The sequence below is a fragment of the Stenotrophomonas sp. Steno-C17 genome, assembly GCF_056393165.1.
In genome coordinates, this window is the sequence record NZ_JBWJPD010000005.1 from 94,491 (window position 1) to 119,941 (window position 25,451).

Sequence of the window (25,451 nt, forward strand, 5' to 3'; positions counted from 1 at the left end):
ATGGCGCGCACGCAGGACGCACCGCATTGGGCCGACATCGGCGAATCCACCTCGGTGGCCGGTGTGCTGTTCCTGTGCTGGGTGCACCGCTGGTTCGGGCGCTGGCCGTTCCACCTGTGCGTGTGGCCGGTGGTGGCCTGCCACTGGCTGGGCAACCGGGTCGGCCGCCAGGCCTCGATGCAGTACCTGCAGCGGCTGCAGGCGCACAGCGGTGCGCTGGGCCACGCGCCCACCTGGCGGGACAGCCTGCGCCACTTCTTCAGCTTCGCCGATACGCTGCTGGACAAGCTGCTGGGCCTGGGCGGCCGCTACCCGCCCGAACGCATCCACCTGCAGCGCGACCTGGTGCTGGGCAAGATCGCGCGCCGCGAAGGTGGCCTGATCCTGACCGCGCACATCGGCTGCCTGGAACTGTGCCAGGTGCTGGCCGAGCAGGTGCCCGGCTTCCGCATCACCGTGCTGGTGCACACCGCCCATGCGCAGCGCTTCAACCGCCTGCTGCAGCGGCTGGACCCGTTGGCCGCGGTGGAGCTGGTGCAGGTGACCGAAATGGGCCCGGCCACGGCGATGATGCTGGCCGACAAAGTCGCCTCCGGCGGCTTCGTGGCCATCGTCGGTGACCGCGTACCGGTGCAGGGCGGTCGCAGCGTGATGGCCGATTTGCTGGGCCACCGCGCGCCGTTCCCGATCGGTGCCTATGTGCTGGCCTCTGCGCTGGCCTGCCCGGTCTACACCATGTCCTGCCTGCACGATGGCGATGGCTATCGCGTGGCGTTTGAACAGTTCGCCGAACGCGTGGTGCTGCCGCGTGGCTCGCGTGATGCCGCCCTGGCCGAACAGGCGCAGCGCTTCGCGCGCTGGCTGGAGCTCCAGGTCATCCAGTCCCCGTTGGACTGGTTCAATTTCTTCCCCTTCTGGGATCAGGCCCCCCATGACGACTGACGCCGTACCCGTGTGCCGTTTCGGTGATGCACCGCTGACCATTGAAGACGTGGTGGCGCTGGCCCAGCGCCAGTGCGAGGCCGCCCTGAGCGAAGCCCCCGCGTTCCGCGCGCATATCCAGCGCGGCGCCGATTTCCTCGACCGCCTGCTGCGCGAGGACGGGGTGATCTATGGCGTGACCACCGGCTACGGCGATTCGTGCACGGTGAACATTCCGCCGGCGCTGGTGGCCGAGCTGCCGCACCACCTGTACACCTACCACGGCTGTGGCCTGGGCCGTTACCTGGACCCGGCGGAAACGCGCGCCGTGCTGGCCGCGCGCCTGGCCTCGCTGGTGCGCGGCATGTCCGGCGTCAGCGTGCCGCTGCTGGAAGGCCTGGCCACGCTGCTGCGGCACGACGTGCTGCCGCTGATTCCGTCCGAAGGTTCGGTCGGCGCCAGTGGCGACCTGACCCCGTTGTCCTATGTGGCCGCCGTGCTGTGCGGCGAGCGCGAGGTGCTGTTCGACGGCCAGGTGCAGCCGGCCGGCCCGGTGCTGGCGAAGATCGGCATGACCCCGCTGAAGCTGCGGCCGAAGGAAGGGCTGGCGATCATGAACGGCACCGCGGTGATGACCGGCCTGGCCTGCCTGGCCTGGCAGCGCGCCGACTACCTGGCGCGCATGGCCACGCGCCTGACCGCGTTCAACGTGCTGTCCAGCGATGGCAACGCGCACCACTTCGATGAAACCCTGTTCGCCGCCAAGCCGCACCCGGGCCAGGGCCGCATCGCCGCACGCCTGCGCAGCGACCTGCACAGCGAGCGCCCGCCGCGCAACGAACAGCGCCTGCAGGACCGCTATTCGCTGCGCTGCGCGCCGCACGTGATCGGTGTTCTGGAAGACAGCCTGCCGTTCCTGCGTCAGCTGATCGAAACCGAACTGAACAGCGCCAACGACAACCCGCTGATCGATGCCGACGGCGAACGCATCCTGCATGGCGGTCATTTCTACGGCGGCCACATCGCGCTGGCGATGGACACGCTGAAGAACACCGTGGCCAACGTGGCCGACCTGCTGGACCGGCAGCTGGCGCTGGTGGTCGACGCCCGCTACAACCACGGCCTGCCGGCCAACCTGTCGGCGGCCACCGGCCCGCGCGCGGCCATCAACCATGGCCTGAAGGCGCTGCAGATCAGCGTGTCGGCGTGGACCGCCGAAGCACTGAAGCAGACCATGCCGGCCAGCGTGTTCTCGCGCTCCACCGAATGCCACAACCAGGACAAGGTCAGCATGGGCACCATCGCCGCGCGCGACTGCCTGCGCGTGATCGAGCTGACCGAACAGGTGGTGGCCGCCATGCTGATCGCCGCCCGCCAGGGCCTGGCGCTGCGCGAGCGGGTTGGCCTGAACGCGCAGTTGCATGGCAGTCTGGCCGACATGTACGCCGACCTGGGGCAGCGCATCGCCCTGGTCGAAGAAGACCGCGCGCTGGATTGCGAACTGCGGGAACTGCTGGTGGAGATCCGCGCGCAACGCTGGGAACTGTATGCCGGTGAATGAACACACGGAACTGGTCGGGGAAATCACCCTGACCCCCGCCTTCCATGACTGCGATCCGATGAACGTGGTCTGGCACGGCAACTACTTCAAGTACTTCGAGATCGCGCGCTGCGCGCTGCTCGGCCGCTACGACTACGACTACCCGCAGATGCTCGAATCGGGCTACCTGTGGCCGGTGGTCGATGCACGGGTGAAGTACGTGCGCCCGCTGCTGTTCAACCAGCCGCTGCGCGTCGTCGCGCGCATCGTGGAATGGGAGAACCGGCTGAAGATCGAGTACGAAATCTTCGACGCGGGCAGCGGCCAGCGCTTGACCCGTGCAATGACCATCCAGGTCGCGGTGGACGCGGCCAGCAAGGAAATGCTGTACCAGTGCCCGCCGGTGCTGTGGCAGCGCCTGGGAGTGCCTGCACCATGAAGACCCTGCTCACCGTTCCGCGCGCGCTGCTGTGCGCGCTGCTGTTGGCCGCCGCGCCGCTGGTCCAGGCCGCCGATCCGGCGGTGGATGCGATCACCCAGGCGGTGGCGCGTCCCGACGTGCTGCGTGGCCAGTTCACCCAGGAAAAGCAGGTCAGTGGCTTCAAGAACCCGCTGCGCTCGCAGGGCCAGTTCGTGGTCGCACGCCAGCACGGGGTCATCTGGACCACGCTCAAACCGTTCCCGTCAGAAGTGGTGGTCACCGCCGACCGCATCCTCAGCCGCCAGCGCGACGGCAGCACCCGGGTCGAACTGGATGCGCGGCAGCAGCCGGCCATGCGCTCGGTGAACGCGATCATGTTCGCGCTGATGAGCGGTGACGTGCAGGCGCTGTCAAGCCAGTTCAACGTGCAGGCCAGCCGCGAAGGGCAGGGCTGGACGCTGAAGCTGACCCCGAAGTCGGCGATGCTGGCCAAGGCCTTCGAATCGCTCACCCTGCAGGGCGACCGCTACGTGCGCCAGGTGCAGATCGTGGAGGCCAACAAGGACCGCACGCAGATCCAGTTCAGCGCGCTGAGCGAAGCACCGGCCGCGCTGAATGCCGACGAGGCGCGCCGCTTTGACTGATCTGGGTAGCGCGAACGGAGCGGACCGCCTGCGCCGCTGGTGGCACTGGCTGGGCATTGCCTGGCTGCTGGTGCTGCTGGTGCTGGGCGTGCAGCAGTGGCGGCTGTGGAGCGAACAGTCGCGGATCGACACCGACATCCTGGCGCTGTTGCCGCAGGATGCGCACGACCGCCTGCTGAGTGATGTCACCCGGCGCATTGCCGATGGCAGCTCGCGCCAGGTGGTGGTGCTGCTGGGCAGTACCGATGGTGCCGCCGCCAAGCAGGCGCAGGCCGCCTTCGCCAAGGCGATGGCCGGCGATGCCGACAGCGGGCTGCTGGTCCCCAGTGGCTCGATCGAAGGCTGGTTCGATGAAGCGCGCGCGTTCTATGCGCCCTACCGCGACCGCCTGCTGACCCCAGGCCAGCGCGAGCAACTGCAGCATGCCGAACCGGGCGCGCTGGCCGAGCAGGCGCTGGGCGCGCTGTACGGCCCGATGGGCGCACCGCGATTGACCGACTGGCGGCAGGACCCGCTGTCGCTGTGGCCGCAGTGGTGGCAGCAGCAGGCGCAGGGCTCGGGCCTGCGCCTGGGCGATGACGGCCTGCTGGAAGCCGAAGGCAAGCATTGGGCGGCATTGCAGTTCGATACGCCGGGCTCGGCTTTCCAGCTCGATGGCGAACGCCATATCGATGGCCTGCTGGAACGTGCCGGCCAGGCCGCCAAGGCGGCTGCACCGGATCTGGAAATCCTGCATGCCGGCGTGCCGCTGCATGCCGAAGCGGCCGCCGTACAGGCCAACCAGGAGATCAACACGATCGGCTGGGGCTCGTTGGCCGCCGTGCTGCTGCTGGTGTGGCTGGCATTCCGTTCGCTGCGGCCGATCCTGCTGGTGGCCGCGTCGTTGCTGATTGGCTGTGGCGTGGCGCTGGCGGTCACCGTGCTGGTGTTCGGCAAGGTGCACGTGCTGACCCTGGTGTTTGGTGCATCACTGGTGGGCGTGGCCGAGGACTACGGCATCCATTGGTTTGCCTCGCGCCAGGCCGAACCGGCCGACCGCCGCTGGAAGCTGCTGCGGCACCTGCTGCCCGGCCTGTGGCTGGCCCTGCTGACCAGCGCGCTGGCCTACCTGGCACTGGGCCTGGCCCCGTTCCCCGGCCTGCGCCAGATGGCGCTGTTCTCGGTGGTGGGCTTGGCGGCCGCGTTCCTGACGGTGATCTTCTGGTTCCCGTGGCTGGACGGCGGTGACATCCGCCAGACCCGTTTCTCGCAGTGGCTGGGCAATACCCTGGAGCGCTTCCCGCGCCTGCACGGCACGCGCCCGGTCACGGTGTTCATCGTCGCTGCCCTGGCGCTGTCGGCCATCGGCATCGCGCGCCTGCAGAGCAACGACGATCTGCGCAGCCTGCAGTCATCGCCGCCGGCGCTGATGGCCGAACAGATCCGCCTGAGCCAGTTGCTGGGCATGCCCAGCCCGGCGCAGTTCTACCTGGTGCAGGGCGAAGATGACGCACAGCTGCTGCAGCGCGAAGAAGCGCTGACCGAACGCCTGCGCGTGCTGGCCCACGACAAGCGCATTGGTGGCTACCGTGCGATCAGCGATTGGCTGCCATCGCCGGCGCGCCAGCAGGCCGATGCCGCGCTGACCGCGAAGGTCGAACCGGGCGTGTTGTCGGCGGTGGGCGAAGCGGTGGGCGAACCGCTGCCGCGCCCGGATTTCGCTGCCGGTCCGCTGACCGCGCAGGCGTTCCTGGCCTCGCCAGCGTCCAAGCCGTTCCGCCACCTGTGGGTGGGCAGCGTGGGCGGGCAGAAGGTCAGCGTGGTGATGGTGGACGACCTGTCGCGTGCCGATGCGCTGGCCACCCTGCAGGGCGCGGCCGAAGGCCTGCCCGGCGTGCGCTGGGTCGATCGCACCGCCGATTTCTCCAAGCTGCTGGGCCACTACCGCAAGCTGATGGGCGGCCTGCTGCTGGTCGGCATCGCGCTGGTGTTCGGTGCGCTGTGGCTGCGCTACCGCCGCCAGGCGTGGCGGGTGTTCGCACCCACGCTGATAGCCGGTGCGCTCACCCTGGGCCTGCTTGGCCTGTTCGGGCAGCCGCTGCAGCTGTTCAACGTGCTGGCGCTGATGCTGCTGCTGGGCATGGGCATCGACTACGGCATCTTCCTGATCGAGCACCGCGGCGATGCCAGTGCCTGGCTGGCGGTGTGCGTGGGCGCGGCCAGCACCTGGCTGTCGTTCGGCCTGCTCGGCCTGTCGCAGACCCCGGCGCTGCGCGCGTTCGGGCTCACCCTGCTGTTCGGCATCGGCCTGGTCTGGCTGATCTCGCCGCTGTTCCGGCCACCGCCGCATGACCTGCCGCCGGCATGAGGCCGGCACCGCCGTTTTCCCTTCTTTCCACCTGATCGAGCAACAAGGACGCCCCGATGAATACTGCTGTGGATGCTGTCGAACGTACTGAAATCCTGATCATCGGTGCCGGTCCTGCCGGTTCGGTGGCCGCCGCGATGCTGCGCCAGCAGGGGCGCCAGGTGCTGATGCTGGAGCGCCAGCAGTTCCCGCGCTTCTCCATCGGCGAAAGCCTGCTGCCGCAGAGCATGGAGTACATCGAGGCGGCCGGCCTGCTGCAGGACGTGGTGGAAGCGGGGTTCCAGTACAAGAACGGCGCGGCCTTCGTGCATGGCGAAGCACGTACCGCCTTCGATTTCCGCCAGAAGTTCTCGCCCGGCTGGGGCACCACCTACCAGGTGCAGCGCGCCGACTTCGACAACGTGCTGGCGCGCGGCGCCGAGCGCATGGGCGCCACGCTGCGCTTCGGCGATGAAGTGCTGGCGGTCGAGCCGGGCGAGCAGCCGGCGGTCAGCGTGCGCCGCCCCGATGGCAGCGAGTACCGCATCGAAGCGGACTTCATCCTCGATGCCTCCGGCTTCGCGCGGCTGCTGCCGCGCCTGCTGCAGCTGGAATCGCCGTCGAACTTCCCGGTGCGCGGGGCGATCTTCTGCCACGTGCGTGACAACATCCCGGCCGAGGCCGACTTCGACCGCAACAAGATCCTGATCACCACCCACCCCGAGCACATCGACGTCTGGTACTGGACCATTCCCTTCTCCAACGGCTGCTGCTCGCTGGGCGTGGTGGCCGAGCCGTCGTTCTTCGAGCGCTATGAAGGCGAAGATCTGCAGAAGCTGCAGGCCATCGTGGGCGAAGACCCGAACCTGACCCGCCTGCTGGCCAACGCCGAATGGGCGGTGCTGCCGGTACGCCGCATCACCGGCTATTCGGCCAACGTCAGCTCGCTGTGGGGCCCGGGCTACGCGCTGCTGGGCAATGCCGGCGAGTTCCTCGATCCGGTGTTCTCCTCCGGCGTCACCATCGCCTTCAAGTCGGCGCAGCTGGCCAGCGAATGCCTGAAGCGTCGCTACGCCGGTGAAACCGTGGATTGGGAGGCGGAGTTCTCGATTCCGCTGCGTGCCGGCGTGAAGACCTTCCGCCGCTTCGTCGAAGCCTGGTACCAGGGCGGTTTCCAGAAGATCATCTACCACCCCGACCAGCAGCCTGCCGTGCGCGACATGATCAGCTCCATCCTGGCCGGCTATGCGTGGGACACCAAGAACCCCTACGTGGCCGATGACAGCGGCCGCCGCATGCGTGTGCTGGAGGAACTGTGCAGCGCCTGATCGTCCGTTTCACGGCCGTGCTGCTGTGCGTGCTGCTGGCCGCCTGTGCCAGCCGCATGCCGCGGCCCCTGGTCGAGCTGCCGCCGCTGCGCTTGCCGCCGGCCAGCCTGCCGGCGCCGCTGGCGCTGCAGCAGCAGCTGCATTTCCGCTTCGGCAGCCACGAGCGCGACCTCGATGCGCTGCTGGAAGCCGATGCCCAGCAGGTGCAGCTGGCGGTGCAGGCGATGGGCCAGACCGGCGTGCGCCTGCAGTGGGATGGCCAGCAGCTGACCCAGCAGCGGGCGCCGTGGCTGCCGCCGCAGGTGCGTGCCGAGCGCGTGCTGGACGACCTGCAGTTTGCGCTGTGGCCGACCGCTGCCATTGCCGCAGCGTTGCCGGCGGGCTGGCAGGTGGCCGATGACGGCCAGCAGCGCACGCTCTCACGCGACGGCACGGTGTGGCTGCTGCTGCAGCGCCGCGCCGATGGCAGCGTGGAGCTGGACAACCGCGCCGAGGGCTATGCCCTGCGCATTGAATCGATCGACATGGCCGGGCAGGACGAATGACCGCACCGATTTTCCTGAACGACCTGGGTCTGGTCTGCGCCCTGGGCGCGGGCCGGGCCGACGTGGCCGCCGCGCTGTTTGCCGATGCCCCGGGCGGGCTCAGCGACAACGACACCGTGCTGCCGGGCCAGACCCTGGCGCTGGGTGAAGTGCGCACGCCGCTGCCCACGCTGGACGAACTTCCGGTGGCACTGCGCGGCCGCAACAACGCGCTGCTGGAGGTGGCCCTGGCGCAGATCGCGCCGGCGGTGGCGGCGGCCATTGCGCGCTATGGCGCACCGCGTGTTGCCGTGGTGCTGGGCACCAGCACCTCGGGCATCGGCGAATCGGAACAGGCCCTGCGCACCCGTGCCGAGCAGGGCCAGTGGCCGCAGGGCTTCGACTACGCGCAGCAGGAAATGGGCACCGCCGCCCAGTTCGTGCGCCAGCGCAGTGGCGCGCAGGGCCCGGCCTGGACACTGTCCACCGCGTGTTCGTCCAGCGCCAAGGCGCTGATGTCGGCCGCGCGCATGCTGCGTGCCGGCATCGTCGATGCGGTCATCGCCGGTGGTGCCGATTCGCTGTGCCGCTTCACGGTTGCTGGCTTCAGTGCACTGGAATCTGTCTCGCCGCAGCGCTGCAATCCGTTCTCGCAGCACCGCAACGGCATCAACATCGGCGAAGGCGCCGCGCTGTTCCTGCTGACCCGCGAGCCCGGTCCGGTGCAGCTGGCCGGCTGGGGTGAATCGGCCGATGCCCATCACATGTCCGCGCCCGATCCGCAGGGCCTGGGTGCCATCGATGCCCTGCAGCAGGCGCTGCAGCGCGCTGGCTGGGCCGCGCAGGAGGTGGATTACGTGAACCTGCACGGCACCGCCACCGGCCACAACGACGCCATGGAAAGCCAGGCCGTGGCGCAGGTGCTGGGCACGCGCGTGCCGGCCAGTTCCACCAAGCCGCTGACCGGGCACACGCTGGGCGCCTCCGGCGCGACCGAAGCCGCATTGTGCTGGATCGTGCTGGCCGACAATCCGCAGCAGCAGTTGCCCGCGCACTGGTGGGACGGCGTGGCCGACCCGGCGCTGCCGGCGCTGTCGCTGGTGACGCCCGGCCAGCGCCTTGCCGACGCGCCGCGGCGTGCCCTCAGCAATTCCTTCGCCTTTGGTGGCAGCAACGCCGTGCTGGCGCTGGAGCGCCTGTGAGCAGGCCGTTGTACGCCATCGAAGACGTGGTGCCGCACCGCCAGGACATGTGCCTGCTGGAGCGCATCGTGCGCTGGGACGATGAAGGCATCGAGGCCGAGCTGGTCGTGCCCGAGGCGGGGTTGTTCGTCGAAGACGGCGGCATCCCGGCCTGGGTGGGCATCGAATACATGGCCCAGGCCATTGCCGCGTGGGCGGGGTGCCGTGCACGCACCGCCGGGCGGCCGCCGCAGCTGGGCTTCCTGCTCGGCAGCCGCCGCTACAGCAGCCACCGCAGCAGCTTCCCCAGCGGCACCTGCCTGCGCGTACAGGCGCGCTGCGAGCTGTTGGGCGACAATGGGCTGGGAATGTTCGCCTGCCGCATCCTGGCGGGCGACGAAGAATGGGCAGTTGCCAACGTGTCGGTGTTCGAACCGGCCGACTCGATGGCCTATCTGGAGAGTGGACAGGCATGACAGGGAATCGGAGTGTGCTGGTGACCGGCGCCAGCCGGGGTATCGGCCGGGCCATTGCGCTGCGTATCGCGCGCGACGGCTTCGACGTGGTGGTGCATTGCCGCAGCCGCGTGGAAGAAGCGCAGGCCGTGGCCGCTGAAATCCAGGCACTGGGCCAACAGGCCCGCGTGCTGGCCTTCGACGTGGCCGACCGCGCTGCCGCGCGTGCGGCGCTGGAAGCCGACGTGGAAGCGCATGGCGCCTACTACGGCGTGGTCTGCAATGCCGGCATCGCCCGTGACGGCGCCTTCCCGGCGCTGTCCGAAGACGATTGGGACCAGGTCATCCACACCAACCTGGACGGTTTCTACAACGTGCTGCACCCGTTGATCATGCCGATGGTGCGCCGTCGCAAGCCGGGCCGCATCGTCACCCTGTCGTCGGTGTCCGGCGTGGCCGGCAACCGCGGCCAGGTCAACTACAGCGCGGCCAAGGCCGGCATCATCGGTGCCACCAAGGCACTGGCGCTGGAACTGGCCAGCCGCCAGATCACCGTGAACTGCGTGGCCCCGGGCCTGATCGAGACCGACATGCTGAATGAAGAAGTGGTCGAACACGCGTTGAAGCTGATTCCCGCCGGCCGCGTGGGCCGCCCGGACGAAGTGGCCGCCACCGTGGCGTTCCTGCTGTCCGAGCCGGCCGGGTACATCACCCGCCAGGTCATTTCGGTGAACGGGGGCATGATCTGATGGCCGCCGATCGTCGCGTCGTGGTCACCGGTGCCGCCGCCATCAGTCCGCTCGGCCACGACTGGCCGACCATCCAGGCGCATCTGCGCAGCTGCCGCAATGCCGTGCGCAGCATGCCCGAATGGGACGTGTATGCCGGCCTGAACACCAAGCTGGCTGCGCCGGCGCAGGACTACGACCTGCCGCCGAACTACAACCGCAAGACCACCCGTTCGATGGGCAAGGTCGCGATCATGTCGGTGCGCGCCACCGAAGTGGCGCTGCGCGAAGCGGGGCTGTTCGAGCACCCGGTGCTGCGCAGCGGCCGCGCCGGCGTGGCCTACGGGTCGTCGTCGGGCAGCCACGAAGCCACCGGCGAATTCGGCCGCATGCTGCACGAATTCACCACCGATGGCATCAGTGCCACCACCTACCTGAAGATGATGAGCCACACCGCGCCGGTGAACATCGGCGTGTTCTTCGGCTTGTCCGGCCGCGTCTACACCACGTCCAGCGCCTGCACGTCGGGCAGCCAGGGCGTGGGCGCCGGCTATGAAGCGATCCGCAGCGGCAAGCAGACGGTGATGGTGGCCGGCGGCGCCGAACAGCTCGACGCGACCGCCGCAGCGGTGTTCGACACCCTGTTTGCCACCAGCACCCGCAACGACGCCCCGCAGACCACCCCGCGCCCGTTCGATGCCGGTCGTGATGGCCTGGTGCTGGGCGAGGGCGCCTGCACGCTGATCCTGGAAGACCTGGAGCACGCGCAGGCGCGCGGCGCCACCATCCTGGCCGAGATCGTGGGTTACGGCACCAACAGCGATGGCCAGCACGTCACCCAGCCCAGCGCCGACACCATGGCCCAGGCCATGCGCCTGGCTCTGGAAGACGCCGGCCTGGAGCCATCGCAGATCGATTACGTGAACGCCCACGGCACCGCCACCGACCACGGTGACATTGCCGAAACGCAGGCCACCGCCCAGGTGTTCGGCAACCGCGTGCCGATCAGCTCGCTGAAGAGCTACGTCGGCCACATGCTGGGCGCATGTGGTGCGTTCGAGGCCTGGATGAGCATTGAAATGATGCGCGCCGGCTGGTTCGCGCCCACCCTGAACCTGGGCGAGGTCGATCCGCGCTGTGGCCAGCTCGATTTCATCACCGGCCAGGGCCGCGAACTGCAGGCCGAATACGTAATGAGCAACAATTTCGCCTTCGGCGGCATCAACACCTCGCTGGTGTTCCGCCGCTGGAGCGAGTGACCCGCTGTACCCGCACCCCAACAAGGAGATGTTCCGATGCGCCGCACCCTGCTGATCGCCGCCGCCACCGCGCTGCTGGCCCTGTCCTCCACCGCCTCGGCCCGTGACACCCGCGTCGAGCAGTCCCTGCGTGACCTGGTCAGTTCGCAGGCCGCCAAAGATGCCGGCATCGACGGCAGCGTCCGCTTCTACCTGGCCGGCCAGCCGGTCAGCGTGCAGCAGCGCCTGGGCGAAGATGTGACCAACAAGAAGACCAACGCCGCCAACAAGAGCGACGAAGAAGCCTGCCGCTGGGTGGCCCTGTCGGCGCTGCGCGCGCTGCAGGACGGCGCCAAGTCGCGCGGCGCGAACGCTGTGGTCGACATCGTCAGCTACTACAAGAAGAACGAGTTCAAGAGCGCCACCAACTACGAATGCTATGCCGGCGCGATCCTGGCAGGCGTGGCGCTGAAGGGCACCTACGCGAAGGTCAAGTAAGGCCTGCGCGTTGCCCGGCGCTGGCTGAACGCCACCGCCACATTGCTGAACCCCGGTGGGGAAACGCCGTCGATCGCGCCGCCATCGTCGCGTGACGGCTTTCCCCGCCCCCGGCTTTCCGACACAATCATGGCTCTTCCCGGGTTATCGTCCCGCGGACATGCACGCCTACGTCTATAAAAGCCAAAAAAAGCCGGACACCTACGTCTATCTCGCCCGCCGTGATGACTTCAGTGCGCTGCCTGCGCCGCTGGCAGCGTCGCTGGGCGCGCTCACCTTCGTGCTGGATGTCGCGCTGGATGCCTCGCGGCGCCTGGCCCAGGCCGATCCGGCAAAGGTCCGCAGCGAACTGGTCGAACGCGGTTTCTATCTGCAGGTGCCGCCGTCGGTGGCCAGCCTGATGCCGCGCCACTATGACTGAGCTGTCCCGTTCGCGCGCCCTGACCGCGGCCTTCGGGCTGGGCGCCTTGCTGGCGCTCGGTTCGGCGCTGGGCGGCCTGCCCGGTGCCGTGCTGGCCGCGTTGGCGCAGCCGGCGTTCGCGCTGGGCGTGTCGTGGTGGCGGCGCAGCCGCGCGCTTCTGCCGCTGCAGCAGACCCTGCGCCAGGACGTGCCGGCACTGCTGGCGCTGTGGTTCGCTGCGCCGCTGCTGCTGGCGTTGCTGTTGGCCTGGCCGCTGGCTGCGCTGCGTGACAGCGGCAGCCTGGCTGCCGTACTGGGCCTGAGCGTGCTGGTCAGCGCCGCACTGCTGGCCGCCTGGCGTACCTGGCCGCTGTGGAACGATGTCGAACGCCTGGATGGTGGCCTGGGCCCGCATTGGCAGGCACTGGCCGGGCGTGATCTGAGCGCCTGGCGTGGCCTAGGCGTGGCCGCCATCGTGGTGGCGGTGGCTGCGCTGGTGGTGTTGCCGGCCTGGCCTGGGCTGCTGCCCGAAGGCGCGCGCTGGCCGGCCACGCTGGCCGTGCTGCTGCTGTCGCCGCTGCTGCACCTGCTGCTGCAGAAGGTGCAGCCGGCGCCCCTGGTGGCGCTGCGTCCCGGTGTGTTTGAAACCGCCAGCGATGATCCGGCACCGCTGTTCACTGGCGCGGCCGACAGCACGCCGCTGGAGGCCATGGCGCCGCAGGAACTCACCCCGTCGCTGTTCGAAGCGGCCCGCCACGGGCGTGTCGATCGCGCCCTGCAGCTGCTGCAGGCCGGGGCCGACGCCCATGCACTGCCCGATCCGAACTGGCGCGACCAGCGCAGCCTGGCCGTGCTGGCCGCGGTACTGCCCGACCTGCGCCTGCTGCGTGAACTGATCGGGCGCGGGGTTGATGTGAATGCCCCGCACCGCGGCATGACCCCGTTGCTGGCGGCCACCCGTGACAGTTGGCATGGTCGACCGGAAGCGGTGATGACCCTGCTGGCCAACGGCGCCGATTCGCGCGCCACCGACAGCGACGGCAATACGCCGCTGCACCATGCCGCACGCAGTTCCGACCCGGGCGTGGCCGCGCTGTTGCGCGATGCCGCCGCCGAAGTGGACGCGCTGAACCAGGAAGGCTGGTCGCCGCTGGCCGTCGCCTGTCAGGTCGGCAACTGGCGCCTGGCGCGCTTCCTGCTCGAGCGCGGTGCACGTACCGAACCCGCCGATGGCACCCCGGTGCTGCTGGCCGCGGCAGCCACCGAAGACGATGACCCGGCCGGCGTGCAGCTGCTGCTCAAGCACAAGGCCCGTGCCGATGCGCGCGACCGCCAGCGCCGCAGCGCGCTGCATGACGCGGCGCTGGCCGGCCACGTGGACATCATCGCGGTGCTGTTGGGTGCCGGTGCCAACCTGGAAGCGCGCGACGCGCTGGGCCGCACCCCGTGGCTGGAAGCGGCCCGCGCCGGCCGCGCGGCGGTCATCGAACACCTGCTGCCGCACAAGCCCGACCTGACCGCGGTGGATGGCGAAGGCCGCAACGCGGTGCTGCTGGCAGCGATGGCCGACGATGTGTCGCCGCTGCTGGTCAAGCGCCTGGTCGACCTGGGCATTGCCGCCGATGGCAGTGACCCGCTGGGCCGGCGTGCCGTCGATTACGCCGCCGAAGCCGGGCGCTGGGCGATCGTGGCCCTGCTTGATCCCAATTACCCGCTGCCGGCGGCGGTCAGCGATGGTCTGGCCGAACGTGGCGACGCGGCAACGGCCACCGGCCTGCTGCCTGATCGCCCGCCGTTGACCCTGCTGCGCGAAGCGTTGGGCTTCGGCAATACCGAAGGCATGGCCGCACTGGCCAGGCTGTGCCAGCCGGAAGAGCTGGGCGGTCTGCTGCTGGACCCGGAGCTGGCGCTGGAACCGCGCGCGGTGGACTGGCTGCTGGGGCACGGCGCCGACCCGTATGTGCGCGACGCCTGTGCCGACACCCCGATGTTCGCCTTGTTGGCCCGCGGCATTGATGCGGTGCCGGCGCTGCAGGTGATGCTGCAGCGTGGCCTGTCGCCGGCCGGGCGCGGTGGCCTGGCCCGTTTCCTGGCCGCGTGCGCGCAGCATGACCAGGCCGCCCGTGGCCTGGAACAGCTTGCGCTGGAACTGCTGGAACGCGGTGCCGATCCGTTCGCGCCTTCGCCGGCCGGTGATCCGCCGTTGTCGCTGGCCGTGCGCCTGGGCTGGCTGCGCCTGCAGCAGGCCCTGCTGAACGCGGGCGTGGACCGCGAAGCACGCGACAGCCACGGCATGACCGCGTTGCACCTGGCCACCGCGCTGGCCCGCGAGGGCGCCCTGAAGCTGCTGGTGCAGCACGGGGCATCGCCGGAAGCCCGCGCCGCCGACGGCCAGACCCCGTTGGGTGTGGCGCTGTCGATCGGCCGCCGTGATCTGGCCGACTGGTTGGACTGGCGGGTGTGGCCGCTGCCGCGCCGCACCCTGCGCGAAAGCGATCTGCCGGCCGCGGCCATGGCCGGCGACGTCGACGCCGTGCGCCGCTTGAACGATCTGGGCTTTGCCATCGATGCGGTCGACGCGCAGGGTTGTACCGCGCTGCTGCGCGCTGCCGGCGGCGGCCACCTGGCGGTGGTCGATCTGCTGCTGGCCCGTGGCGCCGATCCCCAGCATGGTGCCGCCAGCGGTGCCACGCCGTTGTCGGCGGCCGTCAGCATGCGCCAGGTCGATATCGTGTCGGCCCTGCTTGATGCCGGTGCGCAGCTGGAACACCGCCTGCCCGGTGGTGTGACCGTGCTGATGCTGGCCTCGGCACTGGGTCTGCCGGACATCGTGGCGCGCCTGCTCACCGCCGGCGCCGACGTGCACGCCGGTGATGCCCAGCAGCTGGGGCCGCTGCACTGCGCCGCACTCTACGGTTTCAGCGCACGCGACCGTTCACGCCTGCTGGCCCTGCTGGACACGCTGCTGCTGGCCGGTGCGGAGCCGGACCAGGCCGCCGCCGGTTCGGTGACCCCGCTGCTGCTGTTGCTGGGCGCGCGCGCCGAGCCGGGCACCGCCTGCGACGAACAGGTGGTGATGGCGGCGGTGGAGCGACTGCTGGATGAAGACGTAAGCCTGGACGTGCGCGACCCGCGCGGATTCGGCCCACTGCATCTGGCGGCGCTGCATGGCCTGCCGCTGCTGGTGCAGCGCCTGCTGCGCGCTGGCGCCGATCCGGAAGCACGCGACAGCTTGAACCGCAGCCCGCGCGAAATCGCGGTCATGCGCGGCTTCATCGACGTGGCCGGCGAGTTCGAGCCGCGCGTCCCGGGCGTGTCCTCCATGGCCCGCTTCCTGCGCGACAACGGCTGAGGCGCGGGGTCGGATCCCTTTCCGCAGGAAAGGGCTCTGACCCCTGCATGGCGTCATGCACGCTCATCCACGCACGGCGTGGATCTACTTGTCGCGCTCGGCGTCGGCTTCGAACAGGTGCATCAGGTCGTTGCGGGCATCGCGTGAGGTCTGGATCACCGCGGCTTCGTCGTCGTACACCAGGTACTGGTCACGCAGCAGCTGTTCGTCGTGCTCGCGGAAGCGCTGCACATGGCGCTCGGCCACGTCGGGCGCCACACCGAGCGCGGTCAGCACGCGGCCGCTCATCTCCAGGCTGGTGCCGAACACTTCGCGGAACGGCTCGGCCGACATGTCCATCAAGCGCCACGCATGCTGGCGGTTGCGCGCACGCGCCAGCACCTTCGCTTCCGGGTACAGGCGGCGCACCATGCGCACCGCGCGCAGGTTGGTTTCCGGGTCGTCCACGGTGATCACGAACACGTCGATGTGTTCGCCACCGGCGGCGCGCAGCATCTCCGGCCGGGTCGGGTCGCCGTAGTACAGCTGGTTGCCGAAGCGCCGCAGGTCGGCCACGGTGTCCGGGTTCGCTTCCAGCGCCACGAACGGCACCTTCTGCGCGGTCAGCAGGCGCGCGATCACCTGGCCGAAGCGGCCCATGCCAGCAATCAACACCTTGGGCTGATTGTCCGGTACCACCTTGTCAGCCGGCGCGGCGTCACGTGGCGCGGCGGGCTCGCGCCCCAGCAGTTTCAGCAGCGCGATCATCAGCAGCGGCGTGAGCGCCATCGACAGGCCGACCACGGCCACCAGCCGATCGTGGTTGGCGTTGCCCAGCAGATGCGCGCGCTGCGCTTCGTTGAACACCACGAAGGCAAACTCACCGCCCAGCCACAGCACGCTGCCCAGCAACAGCGACTGCCGCGAGGTCAGCCGGGCGACGCGGCCGATGGCGTACAGCACGCTGAACTTCACCAGCAGCAGCACGCCCACCCCGGTGGCGATCAGCCACGGCTCGGCCGCGATGCGGTCCAGGTCGATGCCCATGCCCACGGCAATGAAGAACAACCCCAGCAGCAGGCCCTTGAACGGTTCGATCTGCGCTTCCAGTTCGTGGCGGAATTCCGAATCGGACAGCAGCACGCCGGCCAGGAACGCGCCCAGGCTGGGGCTCAGGCCGGCTTCCTGCATGAACCACGCCGTGCCCAGCACCACCAGCAGTGCGGTGGCGGTGAACACTTCGGGGCTGCGGGTGCGCGCGATCACGCCGAATACCCGCCGCAGCACCGGACGCCCGCACAGGATCACCACCGCCAGCGCGCCCAGCGCCACCGCCGCATCTTCCCAGCGCAGGGTCTGGTTGCGCGCCCCGCCCAGCAGCGGAATGGCAGCCAGCAGCGGAATGGCGATCAGGTCCTGGAACAGCAGGATGGCAAACCCCAGCCGCCCATGGTCGCTGTTCAGCGCCTTGTGTTCGGACAGCAGCTGCAGGCCCACCGCCGTGGACGACAGGGCCAGCGCAATGCCCACCACCAGCGCGCTCTTCCACTGGAAATGGTCCAGCAGCAACAGCCCGCCCAGCAGCAGCCCGGACACGGCGACCTGCGCGGCACCGGCACCGAACACCGAGCGCCGCATCACCTTCAGGCGCGAGGGTGACAGTTCCAGCCCGATCACGAACAGCAGCATCACCACGCCGATCTCGGCCGCGCCCAGGATGCGGTCGGCATCCTGCACGAAGCCCAGCCCGTCCGGGCCCAGCACCACGCCGGCGGCCAGGTAGCCCAGCACCGCGCCGAAGCCGAACTTCTTGAACACCGGCACCGCGATCACCGCGGCCAGCAGCAGTACCAGCGCCAGTTCCAGACCACCGCTATGCATGGGAATACCTGCTCATGGGGGCCTGCGCTGCGGTCGTCTGGCTGGGGGAACGCGGCCGTGGCTGCCGCCCGGCCATTATGCGCGCGCGCGGGTGACGGCACGACAACACGGCGGCCCGCGTCCCGGGCACCGCTCACGGAGGCAATGACTGCGATGGACTACAGTGCGGGCAGGTCATCAATGGAATGAAGGCGATGCAGATCCGTGTGCCCATGGACGCACAGGCCCACGCGCGGTTGTTCTCCCAGCAGATCGCGCCCCTCTCCGGCATACCCACGTCCACCGCCCAGGCGCAGCCACGCGCCGTCATCCTGGTCGGCCAGCCCGGTGCCGGCGTCCTGCCGCTGCTGCAGGCGGCCCGCCGCGAGCTGGGCAACGACGCCGTGCACATCGACATGGGGGAACTGCGCCACCACCACCCGCAGGCCGGACTGATGCGCCACCAGCAGCCGCAGGCCTGGGAGGAGTGGACCGAGCCCGACGCCCACCGGTGGGCCATCAACCTGCTGACGGCCGCGGTGGACCTGCGCCGGAACGTGATCTTCGATGCCTTCGTGCACGACGTCAGCGCGCGCAGCGACGACTACCTCACCCATCTGGTGCAGGGGCTGGAAGGGCAGGGCTACGCGGTGCAGGTATTCGCCAGCGACATCACCCTGCCGGAAAGCGAGCAGGACCTGCGCGATCGCCTGGCCGACTGGCTGGACGCCGAAGCCGGCGGCACCGCCGATCCCGCGCTGGATGCCGTCGATGCGGATCCGCTGCCGCTGCCCTCTTCGCTGCACGAGGTGCTGGCCGGCTATCCGCAGCACTTGTCGCGTCTGTCCCGCGCGCTGGCCCGCCTGCAGCACCGGCCGTCGCGTGGCACGATGCGCCTGGAACGCGCCGCGTGGCTGCTCAGGCACCGGCTGGAAACGTTCATCCAGGAGGCCCAGCACGCGCTGCAGCAGGCCTGCGATGCCGGCGACCGGCCACGGGCCGAAGCCGCCCTCGACCAGCTGTACGTGATGCTGCGGGCGCGCTCCAGCGATGGTGGCCTGCGCACGCTCGCCGACCTGACTGAACCCCTGCGGGCCACCGCTGGCCCGGCTTGACCCCATCGAGCGGCGGGCGCAGACTGCCCGCCGCTGCCGGTCTCTCGCGGCAGTACACCCATCCGGAGTCCCCAACCCATGTCCAGCGACAGTAGAAGTCGACCTCGTTCGACGCCAGCAATGGCAACCGCCTGACATCGGGACGGTCTGCCTGCGTTGGCGTTGCGCGAGGTCGCACCCACGAAAGGCAGATCCATGAACCAGAAGCAATTGCTGCGTCCGGTGGCCGATGCCGCCGCACTGGCCGCCCCCCTGGCCGACTACAACACCGCCGACGCGGTGGAATTCCTCAATACGCTCGACCTCCAGCGCGCCGCTGACACGCTGGCCGCATTGCCGCTGCCGCGCGCGGTGAAAATGCTGGAAGCCCCCGAGTTGCACCGCAGTGGCGAACTGGTGGCCGCGCTGCCGCCGGCCCGTGCCGCCGCGCTGCTCGGCCTGATGGCCGACGACCGCGCCACCGACATCGTGCACGAGCTGGACGACGACGAGCGCGCGCGGCTGATTCCGCTGCTGGGCAGCGAAGCCCGCCAGGCCATCCAGACGCTGCTGAGCTACCCGCCGAACACCGCGGGCGCGCTGATGACCACCGAATTCGTGGCAGTGCCCGCCAGCTGGACCGTGGCGCAGACCCTGCAGCACATCCGCCAGGTCGAGCGCACCCGCGAAACCGTCTACGCGATCTACGTGCTGGACCCGGCCAGCCAGCAGTTGCAGCAGGTGGTGACCATGCGCCGGCTGATCACCGGCCTGCCGGAGGAATCGATCCTGGACGTGGCCCAGGTAAACCCACCGGTCACCGTCGATGCGTCGATGGACCAGGAGGAAGTGGCGCGGCTGATCCGCCGCCACGACCTGCTGGCCATTCCGGTGGTCGACGCGCAGCAGCACCTGCTGGGCATCGTCACCGTCGATGACGTGCTGGATGCCCTCATCGAGGAATCCACCGAGGACGCGCACAAGTTCGGCGGCATGGAAGCGCTGGACAAGCCGTACATGCAGATCGGCTTCTTCGAGATGCTGCGCAAGCGCGCCGGCTGGCTCAGCGTGCTGTTCCTGGGCGAAATGCTGACCGCCAGCGCCATGCAGCATTACGAAGACGAGCTGGCCCGGGCGGTGGTGCTGACGCTGTTCATCCCGCTCATCATGAGTTCGGGCGGCAACTCCGGCTCGCAGGCCACCTCGCTGCTGATCCGCAGCCTGGCGCTGCGCGAGCTGCGGCTGGCGGACTGGTGGAAGGTGGCCCTGCGCGAAGTGCCCACCGGCATGGTGCTGGGCGCGATCCTGGGCTGCCTGGCGATCGTGCGCATCGTCATCTGGCAGCTGGGCGGCCTGCACGATTACGGCGAGCACTGGGTGCTGCTGGCCATCACCATCGGCGCCGCGCTGGTGGGCATCGTCACCTTCGGTTCGCTGTCCGGTTCAATGCTGCCGTTCATCCTCAAGCGCCTGGGCTTCGACCCGGCCAGCGCCTCGGCGCCGTTCGTGGCCACCCTGGTGGATGTGACCGGCCTGGTCATCTACTTCAGCATCGCCGCCATGATCCTGCACGGCACCCTGCTGTAACTGCTCTGGTAGGTGCCCACCTTGGTGGGCACGCAACGGTCACGCCGGGGTCAGAGCCCTTTCCTGCGGAAAGGGATCCGACCCCTTCACCAGCGCGCGCCGCGTGCTCTGGTAGGTGCCCACCTTGGTGGGCACGCAACGGTCACGCCGGGGTCAGAGCCCTTTCCTGCGGAAAGGGATGCGACCCCTACACCAACGCGCGCCCCGTGCTCTGGTAGGTGCCCACCTTGGTGGGCACGCAACGGTCACGCCGGGGTCAGAGCCCTTTCCGGTGGAAAGGGATCCGACCCCTTCGTCGGCCCCTTCACCACGGAATTTCGGTACCGTAGGCGCATGAGTACCTACCACCTGCAGTCCGTGTTCCGCCCACAGTCGGTTGCGGTGATCGGCGGCAGCCCGCGCGAACGCTCGGCCGGCCGCGCGGTGATGCGCAACCTGCGTGGCACCGGCTTCCCCGGCAAGGTGGCGTGGATCAACCCGCGCCACGCCGAAATCGATGGCATCCGCACGGTGAAGCGGCTGAAGGACCTGGACTGGGTGCCCGACCTGGTGGTCATCACCGCGCCGGCGGCCATCGTGCCGCAGGTGGTGCGTACCGCCGCCGAGCGCGGCGTGCAGGCGGCCATCATCCTCACCGCGCACCTGGGCGAAGGCCCGGACTCGCTGTCGGCGCAGGTCGAAAGCGTGGCACGCAAGCACGGGCTGCGCATCCTCGGCCCGCACTGCCTGGGCGTGATCGCGCCCCACGCACGGCTCAATGCCAGCATCGCCGCGCATTTCCCGCAGGCCGGCGACCTCGCCCTGATCTCCGAATCCTCGGCCATTGCCGCGGCGCTGGTGGAGTGGGGCGTGGCGCGTTCGGTCGGCTTCTCTGCCGTGGTGTCGCTGGGCGATACGATGGACGTCGACTTCGGCGATCTGCTCGATTACTTCGCCACCGACTACCGCACCCGCGCCATCCTGTTGTACGTCGAACACATCAAGGACGCGCGCAAGTTCATGTCGGCCGCGCGTGCCGCTGCGCGTGCCAAGCCGGTGGTGGTGGTGAAGTCCGGCCGCGCCGAGCGCGTGCAGCCCGGCAGCGCCGATACCCACGTGCAGGCCCTTGCCCGTGCCGATGATGTCTACGGCGCCGCCTTCAATCGGGCCGGGCTGCTGCGCGTCAGTGCGCTGGACGAGCTGTTCACCGCGGCCGAAACCCTGGGCCGCCTCGGCACGTTCCCGGGCCGCCGACTGGCCGTGCTCAGCAACGGTGGCGGCGTCGGCCGCCTGGCCGTGGACCAGCTGGTCGCGCTGCGTGGCACCCTCGCGCAGCTGTCCGACAGCACGGTGCAGACGCTGGACAAAGTGCTGCCGCAGGGCTGGTCGCGCAGCAACCCGGTGGACATCGTGGTCGACGCTGATGGTGATCGCTACGCCGCCGCCATCGAAGCGCTGCTGGCCGACAGCGAGAACGATGCGGTGATGGTGGTCAACGTGCCCACCGCCTTCACCTCATCGGCCGATGCGGCGCAGGCGCTGACCCGGACCCTGGGCCTGCGCCCGCGCTACCACCGCGACAAGCCGGTGTTCGCGGTCTGGCTGGGCAACGATGACCAGGCCACCGCCACGCTCAATGCGGCGCGCGTGCCGACCTATCCGACCGAAGCCGAAGCCGTGCGCGGCTTCCAGCACCTGGTGCGCTACCGCGAGGCGCAGAACGCGCTGATGGAAACCCCACCCAGCCTGCCGCAGGATTTCAGCGTGGACACGGCGCGGGCACGCACGCTGGTCGATGCCGCGCTGGCCAATGGCCAGCAGTGGCTCGATCCGCTGGCCACCCATGAACTGCTGAAGGCCTACGGCATTCCTTCCGCGCCAGTGCTGCACGCACGCGATGCGCACGAAGCGATGGACCTGGCCCAGCCGCTGCTGGAACGCGGTGCCACCGTCGCGCTGAAGATTCTGTCGCCGGACATTCCGCACAAATCGGAAGTGGACGGCGTGCGCCTGAACCTGGCTACGCTGCCGGCGGTGCAGAGCGCGGCCAACGAGATTCTTGCCCGCGCGCGCCAGCTGCGCCCCGATGCGCGCATCGACGGCCTGCTGGTGCAGCCCACCATCGTGCGGCCGAAGGCGCGCGAGATCATCGTCGGCATTGCTGATGATGCAACCTTCGGCCCGGTGATCGTGGTCGGGCGCGGCGGCACCGCCGTGGAAGTGATCAACGACAAGGCGCTGGCGCTGCCACCACTGGACCTGCGCCTGGCGCACGAACTGATCGGCCAGACCCGCGCCTCGCGCATCCTGAAGGCCTATGGCGATGTGCCGGCTGCCGACGAACGCGCGCTGGCGCTGGCCCTGGTGAAGCTGGCGCAGCTGGCCGCCGACATTCCCGAAGTGCGCACGCTGGACATCAACCCGTTGCTGGTCGACAGCAAGGGCATCCTCGCCCTCGATGCGCGCGTGGCCATCGCACCCTCGCGCATCCTGCACAAGGGCCGTGGCCATCCGCGCTTCTCGGTGTTCCCGTACCCGAAGGAGTGGGAGCGCACCATCGAGCTGTCTGATGGTGGACGCGCCTTCGTGCGCCCGGTACGGCCGGAAGACGATGCGCTGTTCCGCGCGTTCTTCGCCCGGGTCAGCGACGAAGACCTGCGCCTGCGCTTCTTCCAGTCGGTGAAGCATTTCAGCCACGAGTTCATCGCGCGCCTGACCCAGCTCGACTACGCGCGCTCGATAGCGCTGGTGGCCATCGATCCGCGCAGCGGCGACATGCTGGGCGCGGTGCGCCTGCATGCCGACGCCGATTACCACCGTGGTGAGTACGGCATCCTGATCCGCTCGGACCTGAAGGGGCACGGTATCGGCTGGCGCCTGATGGCGATCATGATCGAGTACGCCAAATGGCTGGGCCTGGACGTGGTGGAAGGGCAGGTGCTGCGCGAGAACAGCACCATGCTGGCGATGTGCCAGAGCCTGGGCTTCAAGGCGAAGCTGGACCCGGACGACCCTACCGTGATGGTGGTGACCCTGCCGGTGCAGCAGGTTGAGATCGCCGCCGCCCCGCCGTAGAGCCGAGCAAGCTCGACCGCTTAGGCGTTTAGTAGAGTCGAGCTTGCTCGACTGCTTTGGATCTTCGTAGAGTCGAGCTTGCTCGACTGATGTGTGCAGCGCAGTCGAGCAAGCTCGACTCTACCGTGCAATCGCCCGTTCCGGCATGGCCACGTCGCCCCGCCGGCGCGACAATACCCCCATGACCGAACGCATTCCCCTTCTGCTGCTGCCCGGCCTGCTCAACGATGCCGAGCTGTGGCGCGCGCAGCTGGCCGACCTGGCCGATATCGCCGACTGCACGGTGGGCGACCAGACCCGTGGTGAAACCCTGCAGGCGGTCGCCGAGGACGTGCTGGCGCAGGCGCCGCACCGCTTCGCCCTGGCCGGCTTCTCGCTGGGGGGCTTCGTCGCCCAGCAGATCCTGCGCATCGCGCCCGAGCGCGTGCTGCAGCTGGCGCTGATCGACACCTCGATCCATGCCGATTCGCCGGAGCGTGCCGAACAGCGCCGCAGCCAGCGCGCCAGCGTGCGCCTGCCGGGCAAGTTCCATGGCTTTGGTGATGCGTTGATGCGCAGCTACATCGATGCCTCGCGGCTGGACGACTACGTGCTGGTGCAGCGCGTGCGTGACATGACCGCGCGCCTGGGCGCCGAGGTATTCCTGCGCCAGAGTGGGCTGGAACGCCGCGATGGCCACGACGTGCTGGCCGCCTACCGCGATCCGCTGCTGATTGTCTGCGGGGCCAACGACCGCATCACGCCGTTGGCGGTGAGCGAGGAAATGCACGTGCTGGTGCCGCAGTCGCAGCTGGTGGTGGTGCCCGATTGCGGGCATCTGGCACCCATGGAAAAGCCGGACGAAGTGAATGCGGCGATGCGCGGGTGGTTGTTGCGGGAGTGAGCGGGGCCAGCGGAAGGGGCGGCTCGTTCCATCCCAGGCGGTTATAGACGTGGTAGCGGAGCACGCCGATGCGCTCGTGCAGCATCACTTCCACCAGTAGAAAATTCAGCGCCGATGGAAGCCAGCCGGGTGCGGCGCGCAGCCGATCGCTGGAAACACCTTCTGCGATCACGCCGAAATGCCGGAAGTAGAGCAGGCTGCGTTTGAGGTGCAGGCCTGAGGTGACCAGTACCACGCGGGACACTCCAGAGCGCAGGATCGCACTGGTATTGCGGGCGTTCTGCCAGGTATTCGCGCTCGCCCCCTCGTGCACGATGTGATCCAGCGGCACGCCCAGCGCGGCCAGTTCGCGCGCGTAGATGCCCGCTTCGCTGGATTGCCCCGCACGTGGCGCCCCGCCGCTGACGATCACAGTGCACGCTCGCCGCTGCTGCTGCTGGCAGAGAAGATGGTGCTGTGCCGTTGTCAGCAGGCGGCTGTACCCGGCCAGGCCTGGCCGCACACCGTGGTCGTCGCTATCGATGCCGCCGGCAAGCAGGACAATCACGGTGTCCTGTGGGTCATCGTTCGGTTCGAATGAAGCAGGCATGTGGGCGCGGTCCAGCATCCATTGCGTTGCAGGCGCCGTTGCGCTGGCCAGCATCGCCAGGGGAAGCAGGGACAGCAGCGCCGCGCTGCGCAGGCGCCGGGCGGCGACCAGGGCCGTGCAGAGCAGCAGAAGAAGAATGGTGAGGACCAGCACGGAGCACCCCAGACGAATTTGAATGGATTCCGATGGCGCGGTGCCATCGTTGTGTGGATGCTGGATGCCATGGATCTGAAGCAGCTGTCACCCGTGGCTAGAGCGATCGTCATCCTTGGGGGCGTAGTACTTGGAGCGGCGTTTGGCTATGTGCTTTCCGCGCTGTTTCCCAGCGTTTTTGCGCTTGTTCACGAGCGGATGCAGTAGTTCTACGTCCGCGCGTGCTGTCGCGATTAGCTCATTGCTACGTCGCGTTTGGCCGCCCGCGGTCTGCGAAAGCAGGTCATAAGCGACACATGGAGGAGCGTCATGCGCGTCAGAAAACGAACTGTGCCGTCCACGGAGAGGCCTGTGCTCGGCGAAGGCTCCGTGCTCCGGATGATGGCATCGGCGTCGCGCTCCGAGCTGCCCCGCTTCGTGGCAGCGGTGGACCACGCGATCTCCCAGTGGGCGCTGGCGGCCATGGACGAGCCGTGTTGCGATCTGGATTCAGAGCTGGCACGCCTGCATGCCCTGAAGAGCATCACCTCGGTCCTGGGTAGCGGCATGGTGGCCAGCGCGTGCGACGACCTCAGTGATTCCCTTCAATCGGGCATGGCAACCGAGGTGGTGCGGAAGCGGTCATGCGCCGTCGCTGCCGCGGCCCAGCGCCTTCTGCAGCGTTCCTTTGTTCCATACCGGTGAGGCGACACCTGC

The 25,451-nt window shown here is 69.1% G+C and carries 20 protein-coding genes and 1 pseudogene; 19 read left to right on the forward strand and 2 right to left on the reverse strand.

Translation table 11 applies throughout. The annotated features are described in order from the left end of the window. The 14 genes from AC06FA_RS06430 to AC06FA_RS06495 all read left to right on the forward strand — a co-directional run bounded on the left by AC06FA_RS06430 (position 1) and on the right by AC06FA_RS06495 (position 15,556). Positions 1-942, forward strand: coding sequence for an LpxL/LpxP family acyltransferase (locus tag AC06FA_RS06430; protein WP_478067580.1), 942 nt, complete (start codon positions 1-3; stop codon positions 940-942). Beyond that, entirely contained in the window at positions 932-2,482 is a 1,551-nt protein-coding gene (locus AC06FA_RS06435) for an HAL/PAL/TAL family ammonia-lyase (protein ID WP_478067581.1), read from the forward strand. Before AC06FA_RS06430 ends, AC06FA_RS06435 begins: the two co-directional genes overlap by 11 nt. Next, the gene (locus AC06FA_RS06440) at positions 2,469-2,900 is read left to right on the forward strand and encodes an acyl-CoA thioesterase (RefSeq protein WP_199932956.1); all 432 of its coding nucleotides are present in this window, start codon (positions 2,469-2,471) and stop codon (positions 2,898-2,900) included. The genes AC06FA_RS06435 and AC06FA_RS06440 overlap by 14 nt, the downstream gene beginning before the upstream one ends. Then, on the forward strand, positions 2,897-3,526 hold the full coding sequence (locus AC06FA_RS06445; RefSeq protein WP_478067582.1) for an outer membrane lipoprotein carrier protein LolA: 630 nt from the start codon (positions 2,897-2,899) through the stop codon (positions 3,524-3,526). Before AC06FA_RS06440 ends, AC06FA_RS06445 begins: the two co-directional genes overlap by 4 nt. Beyond that, positions 3,498-5,873 carry an MMPL family transporter gene (locus AC06FA_RS06450; protein WP_478067583.1) on the forward strand — a complete coding sequence of 792 codons (2,376 nt, stop codon included), beginning with the start codon at positions 3,498-3,500 and terminating at the stop codon, positions 5,871-5,873. Before AC06FA_RS06445 ends, AC06FA_RS06450 begins: the two co-directional genes overlap by 29 nt. A 56-nt stretch (positions 5,874-5,929) precedes the next feature. Then, positions 5,930-7,180, forward strand: a complete 1,251-nt coding sequence (locus AC06FA_RS06455) for an NAD(P)/FAD-dependent oxidoreductase (RefSeq protein WP_478067584.1) — start codon at positions 5,930-5,932, stop codon at positions 7,178-7,180. Further along, entirely contained in the window at positions 7,168-7,725 is a 558-nt protein-coding gene (locus AC06FA_RS06460; RefSeq protein ID WP_478067585.1) for a DUF3261 domain-containing protein, read from the forward strand. The genes AC06FA_RS06455 and AC06FA_RS06460 overlap by 13 nt, the downstream gene beginning before the upstream one ends. After that, on the forward strand, positions 7,722-8,906 hold the full coding sequence (locus AC06FA_RS06465; protein ID WP_478067586.1) for a beta-ketoacyl-ACP synthase: 1,185 nt from the start codon (positions 7,722-7,724) through the stop codon (positions 8,904-8,906). The genes AC06FA_RS06460 and AC06FA_RS06465 overlap by 4 nt, the downstream gene beginning before the upstream one ends. After that, positions 8,903-9,361 (forward strand): hotdog family protein, encoded by a 459-nt coding sequence (locus tag AC06FA_RS06470; RefSeq protein WP_478067587.1) that lies wholly within the window; start codon positions 8,903-8,905, stop codon positions 9,359-9,361. Before AC06FA_RS06465 ends, AC06FA_RS06470 begins: the two co-directional genes overlap by 4 nt. Beyond that, entirely contained in the window at positions 9,358-10,089 is a 732-nt protein-coding gene (locus tag AC06FA_RS06475) for a 3-ketoacyl-ACP reductase FabG2 (RefSeq protein WP_108754568.1), read from the forward strand. Before AC06FA_RS06470 ends, AC06FA_RS06475 begins: the two co-directional genes overlap by 4 nt. Beyond that, complete coding sequence (locus AC06FA_RS06480) at positions 10,089-11,327, forward strand: beta-ketoacyl-ACP synthase (RefSeq protein ID WP_478067588.1); 1,239 nt, start codon at positions 10,089-10,091, stop codon at positions 11,325-11,327. Before AC06FA_RS06475 ends, AC06FA_RS06480 begins: the two co-directional genes overlap by 1 nt. Before the next feature lie 36 nt (positions 11,328-11,363). After that, entirely contained in the window at positions 11,364-11,804 is a 441-nt protein-coding gene (locus AC06FA_RS06485) for an excinuclease ATPase subunit (RefSeq protein WP_312707684.1), read from the forward strand. 160 nt (positions 11,805-11,964) lie between these two features. Beyond that, entirely contained in the window at positions 11,965-12,225 is a 261-nt protein-coding gene (locus tag AC06FA_RS06490) for a YcgL domain-containing protein (protein WP_478067589.1), read from the forward strand. Next, a complete protein-coding gene (locus AC06FA_RS06495; RefSeq protein ID WP_478067590.1) occupies positions 12,218-15,556 on the forward strand; it encodes an ankyrin repeat domain-containing protein in 3,339 nt (1,112 codons plus the stop codon). Before AC06FA_RS06490 ends, AC06FA_RS06495 begins: the two co-directional genes overlap by 8 nt. 84 nt (positions 15,557-15,640) lie before the next feature. On the opposite strand, the gene AC06FA_RS06500 is transcribed toward AC06FA_RS06495, so the two are convergent. After that, positions 15,641-17,416 carry a monovalent cation:proton antiporter-2 (CPA2) family protein gene (locus tag AC06FA_RS06500; RefSeq protein WP_478067591.1) on the reverse strand — a complete coding sequence of 592 codons (1,776 nt, stop codon included), beginning with the start codon at positions 17,414-17,416 and terminating at the stop codon, positions 15,641-15,643. Positions 17,417-17,610: 194 nt separating this feature from the next. Between AC06FA_RS06500 and AC06FA_RS06505 the strand changes: the two genes are divergently transcribed. The 4 genes from AC06FA_RS06505 to AC06FA_RS06520 all read left to right on the forward strand — a co-directional run bounded on the left by AC06FA_RS06505 (position 17,611) and on the right by AC06FA_RS06520 (position 24,013). Further along, a complete protein-coding gene (locus AC06FA_RS06505; RefSeq protein ID WP_478067592.1) occupies positions 17,611-18,510 on the forward strand; it encodes a zeta toxin family protein in 900 nt (299 codons plus the stop codon). A 195-nt stretch (positions 18,511-18,705) separates the two neighbouring features. Then, complete coding sequence (mgtE, locus tag AC06FA_RS06510) at positions 18,706-20,076, forward strand: magnesium transporter (RefSeq protein WP_478067593.1); 1,371 nt, start codon at positions 18,706-18,708, stop codon at positions 20,074-20,076. Between the two features lie 333 nt (positions 20,077-20,409). Beyond that, the gene (locus AC06FA_RS06515) at positions 20,410-23,130 is read left to right on the forward strand and encodes a bifunctional acetate--CoA ligase family protein/GNAT family N-acetyltransferase (RefSeq protein ID WP_478067594.1); all 2,721 of its coding nucleotides are present in this window, start codon (positions 20,410-20,412) and stop codon (positions 23,128-23,130) included. 181 nt (positions 23,131-23,311) lie between these two features. Beyond that, on the forward strand, positions 23,312-24,013 hold the full coding sequence (locus tag AC06FA_RS06520; RefSeq protein ID WP_478067595.1) for an alpha/beta fold hydrolase: 702 nt from the start codon (positions 23,312-23,314) through the stop codon (positions 24,011-24,013). Positions 24,014-24,089: 76 nt separating this feature from the next. Here the strand turns inward: AC06FA_RS06520 and AC06FA_RS06525 are convergent. Next, positions 24,090-24,656 (reverse strand): annotated as a pseudogene (locus tag AC06FA_RS06525) (YdcF family protein); the annotation flags it as partial. Between the two features lie 408 nt (positions 24,657-25,064). Here AC06FA_RS06525 and AC06FA_RS06530 point away from each other — a divergent pair. Next, complete coding sequence (locus AC06FA_RS06530; RefSeq protein WP_478067596.1) at positions 25,065-25,439, forward strand: hypothetical protein; 375 nt, start codon at positions 25,065-25,067, stop codon at positions 25,437-25,439. Positions 25,440-25,451 lie beyond the last annotated feature (12 nt).

Bases quoted from the DNA above. Each gene is read 5' to 3' on its own strand.
- AC06FA_RS06430 (WP_478067580.1), top strand. From the start codon at position 1: ATGGCGCGCACGCAGGACGCACCGCATTGGGCCGACATCGGCGAATCC.
- AC06FA_RS06435 (WP_478067581.1), top strand. From the start codon at position 932: ATGACGACTGACGCCGTACCCGTGTGCCGTTTCGGTGATGCACCGCTG.
- AC06FA_RS06440 (WP_199932956.1), top strand. From the start codon at position 2,469: ATGCCGGTGAATGAACACACGGAACTGGTCGGGGAAATCACCCTGACC.
- AC06FA_RS06445 (WP_478067582.1), top strand. From the start codon at position 2,897: ATGAAGACCCTGCTCACCGTTCCGCGCGCGCTGCTGTGCGCGCTGCTG.
- AC06FA_RS06450 (WP_478067583.1), top strand. From the start codon at position 3,498: ATGCCGACGAGGCGCGCCGCTTTGACTGATCTGGGTAGCGCGAACGGA.
- AC06FA_RS06455 (WP_478067584.1), top strand. From the start codon at position 5,930: ATGAATACTGCTGTGGATGCTGTCGAACGTACTGAAATCCTGATCATC.
- AC06FA_RS06465 (WP_478067586.1), top strand. From the start codon at position 7,722: ATGACCGCACCGATTTTCCTGAACGACCTGGGTCTGGTCTGCGCCCTG.
- AC06FA_RS06475 (WP_108754568.1), top strand. From the start codon at position 9,358: ATGACAGGGAATCGGAGTGTGCTGGTGACCGGCGCCAGCCGGGGTATC.
- AC06FA_RS06480 (WP_478067588.1), top strand. From the start codon at position 10,089: ATGGCCGCCGATCGTCGCGTCGTGGTCACCGGTGCCGCCGCCATCAGT.
- AC06FA_RS06485 (WP_312707684.1), top strand. From the start codon at position 11,364: ATGCGCCGCACCCTGCTGATCGCCGCCGCCACCGCGCTGCTGGCCCTG.
- AC06FA_RS06490 (WP_478067589.1), top strand. From the start codon at position 11,965: ATGCACGCCTACGTCTATAAAAGCCAAAAAAAGCCGGACACCTACGTC.
- AC06FA_RS06495 (WP_478067590.1), top strand. From the start codon at position 12,218: ATGACTGAGCTGTCCCGTTCGCGCGCCCTGACCGCGGCCTTCGGGCTG.
- AC06FA_RS06500 (WP_478067591.1), bottom strand. From the start codon at position 17,416: ATGCATAGCGGTGGTCTGGAACTGGCGCTGGTACTGCTGCTGGCCGCG.
- AC06FA_RS06505 (WP_478067592.1), top strand. From the start codon at position 17,611: ATGCAGATCCGTGTGCCCATGGACGCACAGGCCCACGCGCGGTTGTTC.
- mgtE (WP_478067593.1), top strand. From the start codon at position 18,706: ATGAACCAGAAGCAATTGCTGCGTCCGGTGGCCGATGCCGCCGCACTG.
- AC06FA_RS06515 (WP_478067594.1), top strand. From the start codon at position 20,410: ATGAGTACCTACCACCTGCAGTCCGTGTTCCGCCCACAGTCGGTTGCG.
- AC06FA_RS06520 (WP_478067595.1), top strand. From the start codon at position 23,312: ATGACCGAACGCATTCCCCTTCTGCTGCTGCCCGGCCTGCTCAACGAT.
- AC06FA_RS06530 (WP_478067596.1), top strand. From the start codon at position 25,065: ATGCGCGTCAGAAAACGAACTGTGCCGTCCACGGAGAGGCCTGTGCTC.